The organism is Gardnerella sp. c12Ub_1, assembly GCF_055804375.1.
The window spans coordinates 294,830-306,464 of sequence record NZ_JANUZC010000001.1 but is presented as its reverse complement, the minus strand read 5'-3'; the positions used below and the strand labels follow the sequence as shown (position 1 = coordinate 306,464).

Genomic DNA, 11,635 nt, shown 5'->3' with positions numbered 1-11,635 from the left:
ACGTACCTGTTTTGTAATATCATTCATTATAGAACACATGTTCGAAATATGTTGCTTACTGCGTGTTGCTAATCCTATGCAAGCCTAACGGTATAATCGGGAGTTTGGTTAACATATTTCAATTAATATTTTAATTACGATTTTACAAGAATAAAACTTAAGGGGTGGGTAAAAAATGGCCATTGACGCACAAGGACTTACTATACAAATTGGTGCGCGCACGCTATTAAACCCAACAGATTTTCATGTTACAAAAGGCGACAAAATAGGCTTAGTCGGAAGGAATGGCGCTGGAAAAACAACACTTACGCGCGTAATTACTGCAGAAACACTTCCAGCTGGCGGAAGCGTAAAAGTAAGCGGCTCTTTAGGGTACCTTCCACAAGACACACATGCAGCAGATCCAGAGCAAAGCGCGCTAGATAGGATTATGAGCGCTCGCGATATTTCGTCAATCGTATCTCGTATACGAAAAGCAGAAAAAGACATGACGAATCCAGATCCAGATATTATGACAAAAGCAATGAATCGCTACGATAAAGCGATTAATGATTTTGAAAAAGCTGGTGGGTACGCTGTTCAATCGGAAGCAATATCAATGGCAAACAGCCTTGGACTCCCCCAAGAAGTTATGAAACAAGCTCTTGGAACACTTTCTGGCGGCCAACGCAGACGAATCGAACTCGCGCGAATACTTTTCTCCAATGCCGATACGCTGATTTTAGACGAACCTACAAACCACTTAGACGCAGATTCCATAGTATGGTTGCGCAATTACTTAAAACGTTTTGAAGGTGGATTCCTTGTTATATCACACTCAACAGAGTTACTAGACGAAGTTGTTAATAAAGTTTGGCATTTAGATGCACAACTTGCGCAAATAGACATGTATTCAATGGGCTGGAAAGCATACTTGCATCAACGCGTTGTAGACGAAGAGAGAAGACGAAGAGAGCGCGAAGTTGCAGAAAAGAAGGCGGAGCGACTTATGAAGCAAGGAATCCGACTTCACGCAAAAGCAACTAAAGCGGTAGCAGCTCAAAACATGATGCGTAGAGCTGAACGCTTATTGAGTGAAACAAGCGAAGCTCAAAAACAAGAAAAAGTAGCAGACATTCGATTCCCAGAGCCTGCTCCTTGCGGCAGAACTCCTATTATGGCTAAAGATATTTCAAAAGCTTACGGATCGAACATTGTATTTGCTGGCATAAATTTGGCTATAGATAAAGGCTCGAGAGTTGTTATTTTGGGATACAATGGCGCTGGAAAAACTACCACTTTGCGCATTCTTGCTGGCGAAGAAAGCGCAGACACTGGCGTTGTTGAATATGGACACGGATGCAAAATAGGCTATTTTGCGCAAGAGCACGATACTTTAGACTTAGATGCAACTGTTTTAGAAAATCTTCAACACGTTGCGCCAGAATTAAACGACACTCAAGCAAGATCAATGCTTGGAAGCTTCCTGTTTTCGGGAGATGACGCAATGAAACCTGCTAAAGTGCTTTCTGGCGGAGAAAAAACTCGCCTAGCATTGGCAACTCTTGTAACTTCTAAAGCAAACGTTCTTTTGCTTGATGAGCCTACTAATAACTTAGACCCAGCTTCTCGCGAAGAAATTCTTAAAGCAATTTCTAAATACGAAGGCGCAATTGTGTTGGTTACTCACGACGAAGGAGCGGTTCTTGCGCTAAACCCAGAAAGAGTTCTTCTTATGCCAGACGGTGACGAAGACTTGTGGAGCGACGACTATCTTGATTTGGTAGCAGAAGAATAGGATTTTAGATTTCTATGAAAAAAACAGCTAATTTTGCAAATTGCGCGCTACACAACATTTTTCGCGTTCTTCGCGCGCCTTTAGCAATCTTGCTGTTAATAGCATTGTTTGAATGCACTGTTGGGAATATTCCATTTTGGAATAGTGTTACTGGCAGCACGGATAGCATGTTTGCTCACAATATTACTGGCCCTGGAATTAAAAGACTTTCTTCTGGAGGACTTTTAATTACAGACCCTTCGGAATCTTATTTAGAAGTTAATTCCGACGGATCTTCGCCGTACATTCAGCTTAAGCCTTCACTAATTACGCCTAAAAAAATTGGCAAAAGTCCCATTAAAACAGACGTGCATGTACGCATTGATGTTAATAAAATCGCTGGAAAGTCTTTAAGCACAAACCCTAGAGCTATTAGTTTTGCTATGCTTCCTGTTCCAGATCAAGCCGTTGGAGTTAAAAGCACGCTTCGATTATGGATACAGCACCCTAAAGGAGACGTTGTAGACGTTGAGGACGCAAAAGCAAATGTTAGAGCACCTTTTAGTTGGAATTGGGGTCGCGTTCTTTTTCTTATAGTCGTTTCAATTTTGATTGCATTGTGGAATCCTTGGTCTAAATTGTGGAAAATAAAACTTAATACAAAAAGTTTTAATCAAAGACTTTTACTAGTTTTATCTTGGACTCCATTTATTGCTATAGCTGTTGTTGCAATTGTTTGGAATGTTTTTAACGCTATTCCAATGCATTTTGACGTTGCTGGAAACTACACGTACGATTTTGATCAATACGCGCACACAGCAGACGCTCTTATTAAAGGAAAAACTTATCTTGATTTGCCTGTTCCTAAGCAAATGCAAAATCTTACTAATCCGTACGATCCAATTGCAAGAAACAAGCTTCTTTCTAATTTAGTGCACAATATTTATTGGGATCACGCATATTACAACGGCCATTGGTACTCGTATTTTGGCGTAATTCCAGCTGTTTTATTCTTTATGCCTTATAGACTTATATCGAGTTTGTGGATTAATGGCGGAAGTATGCTTCCAACAGCAATCGCAACTCTTATATGCCTAGTGGGATTCTTAATTTCGGGCTCTCTTCTAGTGATTAGACTTATTGAGCGAATAAACAAACGAGCGTCTCTTGCTTGCGTGTCTATTTGCTTAGCATTGTTCTTTATTACATCTAACACTGTTTACTTGTGGTTTAGAACATCATTCTATAGTGTTCCGATGGCAGCTTCGCTATTCTTTACATCTTTAGGATTATGGTTTTATCTTGGCGCTTCTAAAAATGGCATTGCAAAAGATGAAAATCAAGCACAAGAATCCAACGAATCTTGCAATTCTATTCACCAAATATCCGCTAAGCACATTGCTTTAGGTTCTTTGTTTATATCTCTAAATCTAGGGTGCAGACCAACATTTATAATCGCATTTTTGTTTGCAATACCGCTTTTTTACAACAATATTTACTTCTATTTTAAGCATTTAATTTCTAGCAAGAAAATTATAAAAGAAGACTTAAAGCAAATAATAAAGCTAGTTTTAAGCGTGATTGTGCCGTTTGTAATAGTTGCAATACCAATAGGATTGTATAACGCTTTAAGATTTGGGTCGCCATTTAACTTTGGTAACGAATATCAAATTACTATTACAGACATGACTACAATGCGTCTTCCTGTGCAAAACATTATTCCTTCAATTTTAAGTTATTTAGCTTTGCCATTACGCTTTACACCAGCTTTCCCTTGGATTTCGATTAATCCTATTGCTTTCAATAGATGGCAATACGCAGAGCCAATGATTGGCGGAATGTTTACCCTTGCTCCATTGGCATTTATTGGCGTTATTTGTTCTTTGTTAATGACTAAAAAAATGAGCAAATTTGCGTCAAGACTTACTATATGTGCTTTGATTCTTGCAATGATTGTTGTTGTTTTCAACAGCTTAAAAGCAGGAATTGGATGGCGTTATATTGCTGACTTTGGATGGGTGTTCTCACTAAGCGCAATAATCGGAATTACTGTTTTTCTAGAAAAATACGCAAACGTAGAAGATTGCACAACTTTGCGCTCGAAAGTTATGTGTTACACAATACGAATTGTAGTTTTAGCAATGCTATTTTTCTCTATTGCAATCGCTTTCTTAGGTTGGTTTGTTCCAGGAAGAGAAGATTCAGTTTTGCGATTCAATCCAGGGCTTTGGCACTACGTTAGATGTTGGTTTACGCTAATCTAGTCTAAAGCTTAAGAACACGAGTCTTTTAGATTTCTTTCTAGATTACTTCTTAAAGTTCTTACTAGATTTTTACATCTCTTCTAACATTTTGTGAACAGTATTCAGCAATAAAGTAACGCCATTTTCAAATTGATCTTCTTTAGGAAGTAAAGACAATGCTAAGTATCCATTAGTTGGCATGTCAAAATAATATCCAGGTTGAGAAACCAGCTTGTAGTCTTTAATCAAGCGCAAAGCTAATAAATCATCATCTATACAAGAAGGAACGCGCAACAAAATATTCCATCCGCCTTCTGCGCGCAATGCACTAACGCAACAATTTGGGTAGTTTGCAAGCATTTTTCTAAGCGTTTTAAGATTAGAGCGTACTCGACTTTGAACAATCGCAGTTTGCTCTTTAGCGCATTGCAATAATTCTGGAATTCTTTCTGATACAGTTGCGCCAATTGGAAGAAAATCATCCGCAATAACGTCAAGTCGTTTCATTGCTTCTTGCACATCTTGACTTGGTCCCGAAACCTCAATCCACCCAACTTTTGCGTGCGGAGCTGCAAGCATTTTTGAAAATCCATCTAAAGCAAAAACAAGTGTTGATTGTTCTCCTGCAAGTCTTGAATTTTTGGCAAATGGTTCTAAAGAGTAATCGTAGAAAACTTCATCTGCAATAATCGCAACATTATTTTTATTGCACAAACTCAACAATTGCGCTCTTTCTTCTGGCTTAACATAAGAGCCTGTTGGATTATTTGGGTTTATTAAAACAAGAGCACGAATACGATTATTTGCGTTTTGCAAAAGTTCTTTAACTCTTGGAACATCAATAGTCCAAGAACCATCGTAAACAAGCGGATATGGTATAGATTTTACGCCTTGCAGTCTTGCAATAGATTCAATAAGAGGATACCCAGGAGTTGGAGCTAAAACTGAGTCACCGCAATCGCACATTAGCATCATAAGCCATGCGTATGCTTGAGAAGTAGACGATAATACGTATAGATTATTTGGATTAAGAGCTTTTAACGAATTACTTTTTTGATCTACGGTATTTTGACTTGTAACATCTTGATCTGCGCGATTATCTCTAGCATTTATAAAGTCAGCAAGAATGCGTCTAACTTCGATTGGCCCTCTAGGATCTGCTGTATATTTTGCGCTTAAACATTTTGGAGCAAGACCATGCACTGTTGGGTTTGAATCGTTAAGTTTTGTGAGTTTAATACCTTTAGACATAGCAACGCGTTGAGCCAGAATAATTGGATTTGGCTCGCTTACATCAACTCTAGAAGAAAATCGCACTCGACTACACTAGCGCATTGCATAACCAAATATAAAAAATGCGCCGAACGCATAAGCATCCAGCGCAAATAAAGTAAATAAAACAAATAAAATATTAAAAAACTTACTTGTTTCTTTGTTGCATTGCATAGTAAGCTGCGCCAATAATACCAGCTTCGTTATGCAAAGATGCAACAACAATAGGAGTCTTAATATCGATATGCGGCAAGAACTTCTCGCTCACACGGCTAACGCCACCGCCAACAACAAACAAGTCTGGATTAAAGTACTTTTCCATTAATCCGTAATACTTAGTTAAGCGCTTAGCCCACTTTTTATAGCCCATATCCAACTTTTCGCGAACAGAAGAAGCAGCATACTTTTCTGCATCTCCCTTTCCTTTTTCTAGCTGAATATGACCAAGCTCTGTGTTTGGAATAAGAACGCCATTGTAAATCAAAGCAGTTCCAATTCCAGTGCCTAATGTTGTTGCAATAACTAAGCCATCTTTATCTTTTGCAGCACCAAAATGCTGTTCTGCAAGACCCGCAGCGTCGGCATCGTTAACAACTGTAACAGGACGACCGCAAGCTTCGCTAAACACTTCTGTAACATCCACACCAATCCAAGATTGATCAAGATTTGCCATAAACTCAAGCTTCTTGCCTGGCTTAATAGGCGCTGGGAAAGCAATACCAACAGGAACATCTTCAGGCACATCAAAATGCTCGAGCTGCTGACGAACAATATCTGCAACAGCTTGAGGTGTGGAAACCGCTGGAGTTAGAATCTTATAACGAGGTTCCGCAAACTCACCTTTTTCCAAATTTACTGGTGCAGCTTTAATGCCAGAACCACCAATATCTACGCCAAACGCTTGTGCAGTGTCAATCATCGCTAACACTCCCCTCTGAATGTGGACAACGGGATATCACGTTTATTCTACAATATTGTTAAAGCGACACGCTTATATAGCAGCATTTATCAAAGCATTTATCAACTACATAATGGCTTTTATAAACACAAGTAAAATACTACTTTAAGCAATACTACTTTAGGTAATTAAGCAATACTACTTTAAGTAGTTTTGAAGCTCTTTGTTTATTAAACCATTTGAAGCAATAACGTCGTTTTCGCGTCTCCAGTGGATTGAGTCACCATTCCATTGTCGAACATGACCTTGAGCTTCTTTAACAACAACAGCACCAGCGGAAACGCCTGGAATATCCCACTCGTGAAGATGCGGCTCAAAATAAGCGTCGTAAGTGCCATCAGCAACCTTGCATAAATCGAGAGAAGCAGGGCCAATGCGCTTAATATCTGCTGGACATTCTTCCTCAAGCGAAGAAACAACATCCAATGCTCTTTTAGATTCGCCTGGAATATAAGACATTCCGTAGCAAACAACAGAACCGTGCAATGTTGATGTAGTAGAAGGCGTGATTTTCTCTCGCTTTTCTCCATTAGGAGTTTTGCGAATACGAATAGCACCCTGACCTTTAGCTGCTAGATAGGTAAGCCCTAAAGCTGGAGCATGAACAACTCCAAGAACAGGCCTTGCGGAGCCTTGATCATTAAACTCAAAAAGCGAAACAGTTAAAGTCCACTCTGCCATATCTCGATTAAAGTTAATAGCACCGTCAATATTTCCAACGCACCAAAAACGATCACCAATATTGCAATTTTCTGGACGATTACGCCAAAATCCCTGGAAAGTATTTATGTACGTAAGACGATTTTCAATAAATCGTACGAGCTTATCTCCAAAACCAGAATCTGCTTGATTCGGATCCCCCAAAACCATCATGCTTGCCATATCTCTAGGATTTAATTGGTCTTGATACGCATGCTTACCAACATCTTCCAAAATTCTAGCGACTTCAAGAGCAACATCGCGTAAATTCATACTTGCCATACTTTACTCACCTCTTTAATTTCCCCACATCTTATTACGTTTTTATCTATTTCAAAAATCTTGCAACTATCCATAAAATCTGCAACTATTTTACTCAACTAATCAAATTAAACCAAACTTCCACACGCAAAATTCCAATAAAATCAATAAACTTTCACATTTAATACAAGTTCTATAAAAAGTCTTACAATGCAAAACGCATAATAAAACAAATTCTTAAATTTCTTAAACCAGCCTTAGAATTAATTAATAAACCTAACATCTCTCTTAGAAGATTATAACATGACTTATAACATGACTAAAGTATCAGACTTAAAAACACAGAACTTAATTAATATTCATTCAAATAATCCTTCAAATAATCCTTCACTAAAAAAACCAGGACTTCTTGTTTTAGATGTAGACGCCACTCTTATTGAAGAAGAAGTTATAGATTTATTAGGAGACATTGCTGGAGTTGGCTGCGATTTGGCATACATAACGTCTAGAGCAATGCAAGGAAAAATGGACTTTAATACGTCGCTAAAACTAAGAGTTTCTATGCTTAAAGGACTTGACTATTCTTGCGTTAAACAAGTTGCGCAAAATATTCATGTAACAAATGGAGCTAAAAAGCTAATTAGCACATTGCACTCTTTTGGATGGAAAGTTGGAGCTGTTAGTGGCGGATTCAAGCAAGTTTTAGACGATTTTTTACCAAAACTAAACATAGACTTTTGGGTTGCAAACAATCTAGAAGTCGTAGATTCTAAACTAAGTGGAAAGGTTATTGATCCAATAGTAAATCGTCAATATAAAGCAAAAGCATTGACTAATTGGGCGAGCAAGAACAATATTGATATTGCTCAAAGCGTTGCTATTGGAGACGGCGCTAACGATATAGACATGATTAAAACAGCAGGATTAGGCGTAGCATTTTGCGCAAAACAGTTATTAAAAAGTCAAGCTAAAGCAAGCATAGATACGCGAGACCTAAGCCTAGTTTTAGATTTACTAAGCTAACATTTAATCCAAATAGAATTAATCCAAGTAAGATTAGCCCAAGTAAGATTAGCCCAAGTAAGATTAGCCCAAGTAAGATTAGCCCAAGTAAGATTAATCCAAGTAGTATTAGCTCAAGTAAGATTCACTACTTAAGTGCGCTCCTCTTGCCCAATCTGCAGCATTCATAGCTTTTTTACCTTGCGCTTTAACTTCTAAAAGCTCAATAGCTCCACTTGCACATCCAACCCAAACATTGTGCTTTTTTGCAAGAATCTGCCCAGGTTTAAGCTCGTTTAGATTATGCAATGCAATATCTTCATCTTTTGCTAATGCGCAAGAAAGAACGTGCAAAGTAATTGTTTGCAAATCACTAGAATCAACATGAAGATTGCACCAAGCTCCAGGATTTGGCGTGCAAGCACGAATCTGCCTATCGATTGCAAACGCTGGAATATCAAAACGAATATGAGCATCTTCAACAGTGATTTTTTGAGCGATTTGGCAAGGCGTAGAGTCTTGCTCAACAGGAATAATTTGACCAGATTCCATACCAACAAGAGCAGAGCAAAGAAGATTTGCACCATCATTGCTTAATCGAGTGAGCAAATCACCAGCTGTTTCATGAGCTCCAATCTCGGTAGTCATTTGTGCAAGAATCGGACCTTCATCCATTCCGCGCGTAATCTTAAAAACTGTTGCACCTGTAATATCATCTCCAGCCCATATTGCGCGCTGAACAGGAGCAGCACCTCGCCATTGCGGAAGAAGCGAAAAATGCAAGTTATACCATCCTAGAGGAAGAGCATCCAAAACAGATTGCTTAAGAATCTTTCCGTACGCAACAACGGCCGCAAGCCTTGCGCCAGTAGCTTTTAGAGCACTCACACACTCTTGCTCATTGCTAGGATTAACCTCTAAAACAGGAATTCCAAGCTCAATCGCAGCTTTTTTAACAGCACTAGGAACAAGCTTTCTACCTCTGCCAGTCGGAGCATCTGGACGAGTAAGAACAGCTCGCACATCAAAATGTTCTTTATCTTCAGCTAGCGCGCGCAAAGGAGCAACAGCAACATCTGGAGTTCCAGCAAATAAAATAGGCAATACCATAAGTCAACTCCTTAAAATACTAAGAATCCTTAAAATCCTAAATCCTAGCAAAATGCATCTTTTAGCTTGCTAAAGAATCCCTTTTTATTGCCCACTGGCTCTGCAATAGCATGTTGCTTTACTTCGCTAACTTTTTCATCGTGCAAGTTTGCAAACTTTTCAATCAAACTACGCTCTTCTTCGCTAAGCTTTGTTGGAATATTAACAAGAACGTGAACAATAAGATTTCCTCTATCTTTGCTTCCAAAAGCAGTAACACCCAAATCGTAAAGAGGAATCGTGTCTTCGTTTTGCGTTCCAGCAGGAATTTCAACACTCTTTTTGCCATCAAAAGTATCAATATCTACTTTGTGACCAAGCACAGCCCAGCTCATTGGAACGTCAATCCAGCAATGTAAATCGTTTAAGTCTCTAGTAAATTGCTCGTCTTTACGAATGCGAACGTCAACATACAAATCGCCAGCAGGACCGCCACATTCGCCTATTGCTCCTTGAGACGCAAGTCGCAAGCGAGAATTGTCTTTAATTCCAGCAGGAATCGTGATTCCAACTTCTCTAGAAGTGCGAACGCGACCATGACCGTGGCAATTTGGGCAAACATTTTTAATAATCGTTCCGTGACCTTCGCAAGCGCGGCAAGGTTCCGAAGACATCATTTGACCAAACATTGTACGAGTAACTCGCTGCACAAAACCAGCACCCTTACAATCTGGGCAAGTTATAGGGTCTGATTTATCTGCAGAGCCCTTTCCAGCACAATCTTGGCAAAGACCGAAAGTTGAAACATGAACCTTAGCGTTTCCACCAAAAACAACAGTTTTAAGATCAACCTTAACTTCCGTTAATGAATCTTCACCACGATTAACGCGCGGAATAGGAGATCCAGCATTAGCACCAAAAGACCCAGAGAAGAACTGGTTTAGAATATCTCCCATATCCATATTCATATTTGCGTACGCGCCAGCGCCAGCACCAGCTCCTGATGCCGATAGATTATTTGGATCTACGCCCATATCTACCATTTTGCGTTTTTCTGGATTAGACAAAACGTCGTATGCAGCGTTAACTTCCTTGAACTTGTCTTCAAACTCAGGTCCTGCAATATCTGGATGATACTTACGACTTAACTTTCTATAAGCTTTGCGAATCTCATCGTCGCTAGCGTTAGAATCAACACCTAAAATCTTGTAATAGTCAGTCACTTAACTCCCCTTTTATGTTCTAAAATTATTTTTGCATAAGGCACAGCCAGCTAATATTTATGAATTTTCAGATATAAACGTATTAAGATATTTTGCTACAGCTTTAACAGCCGTCATTGTTGCAGCATAATCCATGTGCGTAGGTCCGATTGAGCCAATAAACGCCGAATCGGAATCTGAATTGTATCCGTAAGCGCTTGTTACAACAGAAGCATTTAAAAGACCAGGCGTGTGAGTTTCCGAGCCTATTGCAACGCTAACGCCACTTGCGCAATCATTTGCCTCCTCACTTAGCGAAGTCATTAAACGCATAATAACAGCTTGCTCTTCTAAAGCGTCAAAAAGAGACGCAAAATCGCCAATATTTTGTCTATGCGCAAGTTGAGAAGCTCCAGCCATATACAAATCGTGAGAATGCTCGCCATTATGCATATCTTCTAATGCGTTAGCAAGTTGACTAATAACTTGCAAAGCAGACGCTAAATCCTTACGATTTGCAAGCAAATAAACACGTTTTGAAGCATCTAAAAGAGAGGCTCCAACGCAGCTCTCATTAACCATATTAACTAAATGCAATAAGTCGTCTGGATTTATGTTAGAGGCTTGAATAATGTGTTGCGCAACTCCTCCAGCGTCTGTAATAACAACAACTAGAAGAGTTGAAGACGATACTTGAACAATCTCAATTCTTTTTACTTTTGACTTCGACAATGCAGGAGACGCAACGAGTGCGACTTGACCAGTTATGCTTGCAAGAAGTCGCGCTGAGCGTTGTAGAGTGTCTTGTAAACTAACAGATCCACTTAAAAACGTGCGAATCCCTCGTCTTTGCGCATTAGAAAGCGGGATTAGCGCCGCCATTCCGTCAACGAAATATCTGTATCCTTTTTCTGTAGGAATTCTTCCAGCAGAAGTATGTGGCTGAATCAAGTAGCCTTCTTCTTCTAGAAGAGACATATCGTTGCGAATCGTTGCAGAACTAACGCCTAATTTGTGATTTTTAGCTAAAGATGCAGACCCAACAGGCTCATGCGAACGAATATAATCTTCAACAACCGCACGCAATATCATCATGCGTCGTGATTGCATTGATTCTCCTTTATTAAAACATCAAACTCTGTTAAATAGCGCT

General features: G+C 39.3%; 10 protein-coding genes. 3 read left to right on the top strand and 7 right to left on the bottom strand.

Features of this window, described 5'->3' with window-relative positions; all coding sequences use genetic code 11:
* The first annotated feature begins 175 nt into the window (after positions 1-175).
* Together NYP65_RS01255 and NYP65_RS01250 are read left to right on the top strand one after the other, a co-directional pair.
* Positions 176-1,777, top strand: coding sequence for an ABC-F family ATP-binding cassette domain-containing protein (locus NYP65_RS01255; RefSeq protein ID WP_004130910.1), 1,602 nt, complete (start codon positions 176-178; stop codon positions 1,775-1,777).
* Positions 1,778-1,791: 14 nt separating this feature from the next.
* On the top strand, positions 1,792-4,020 hold the full coding sequence (locus NYP65_RS01250) for a hypothetical protein (protein WP_004130912.1): 2,229 nt from the start codon (positions 1,792-1,794) through the stop codon (positions 4,018-4,020).
* A gap of 69 nt (positions 4,021-4,089) precedes the next feature.
* Here the strand turns inward: NYP65_RS01250 and NYP65_RS01245 are convergent, their stop codons facing one another.
* The 3 genes from NYP65_RS01245 to NYP65_RS01235 all read right to left on the bottom strand — a co-directional run bounded on the left by NYP65_RS01245 (position 4,090) and on the right by NYP65_RS01235 (position 7,210).
* Positions 4,090-5,316: a pyridoxal phosphate-dependent aminotransferase gene (locus tag NYP65_RS01245; protein ID WP_004130914.1), complete on the bottom strand. Its 1,227-nt coding sequence runs from the start codon at positions 5,314-5,316 to the stop codon at positions 4,090-4,092.
* A gap of 103 nt (positions 5,317-5,419) precedes the next feature.
* Positions 5,420-6,190 (bottom strand): polyphosphate--glucose phosphotransferase, encoded by a 771-nt coding sequence (gene ppgK, locus NYP65_RS01240; RefSeq protein ID WP_004130916.1) that lies wholly within the window; start codon positions 6,188-6,190, stop codon positions 5,420-5,422.
* Positions 6,191-6,367: 177 nt separating this feature from the next.
* Complete coding sequence (locus tag NYP65_RS01235) at positions 6,368-7,210, bottom strand: inositol monophosphatase family protein (protein ID WP_004130917.1); 843 nt, start codon at positions 7,208-7,210, stop codon at positions 6,368-6,370.
* Positions 7,211-7,504: 294 nt separating this feature from the next.
* Here NYP65_RS01235 and serB point away from each other — a divergent pair, with 294 nt between their 5' ends.
* Complete coding sequence (serB, locus tag NYP65_RS01230; RefSeq protein WP_032835943.1) at positions 7,505-8,212, top strand: phosphoserine phosphatase SerB; 708 nt, start codon at positions 7,505-7,507, stop codon at positions 8,210-8,212.
* Here serB and NYP65_RS01225 read toward each other — a convergent pair.
* From NYP65_RS01225 to hrcA, 4 genes are read right to left on the bottom strand one after another with little or no spacing between them, the layout of a single operon-like run.
* Positions 8,209-8,310 (bottom strand): pentapeptide repeat-containing protein, encoded by a 102-nt coding sequence (locus NYP65_RS01225; RefSeq protein ID WP_473410772.1) that lies wholly within the window; start codon positions 8,308-8,310, stop codon positions 8,209-8,211. The genes serB and NYP65_RS01225 overlap by 4 nt on opposite strands.
* A 10-nt stretch (positions 8,311-8,320) precedes the next feature.
* Positions 8,321-9,301 carry a methionyl-tRNA formyltransferase gene (gene fmt, locus NYP65_RS01220; protein WP_020758961.1) on the bottom strand — a complete coding sequence of 327 codons (981 nt, stop codon included), beginning with the start codon at positions 9,299-9,301 and terminating at the stop codon, positions 8,321-8,323.
* A 44-nt stretch (positions 9,302-9,345) separates the two neighbouring features.
* Positions 9,346-10,503, bottom strand: coding sequence for a DnaJ C-terminal domain-containing protein (locus NYP65_RS01215; RefSeq protein ID WP_020758960.1), 1,158 nt, complete (start codon positions 10,501-10,503; stop codon positions 9,346-9,348).
* Between the two features lie 57 nt (positions 10,504-10,560).
* Positions 10,561-11,577: a heat-inducible transcriptional repressor HrcA gene (gene hrcA / locus NYP65_RS01210; RefSeq protein ID WP_018615761.1), complete on the bottom strand. Its 1,017-nt coding sequence runs from the start codon at positions 11,575-11,577 to the stop codon at positions 10,561-10,563.
* Between the last annotated feature and the right edge of the window lie 58 nt (positions 11,578-11,635).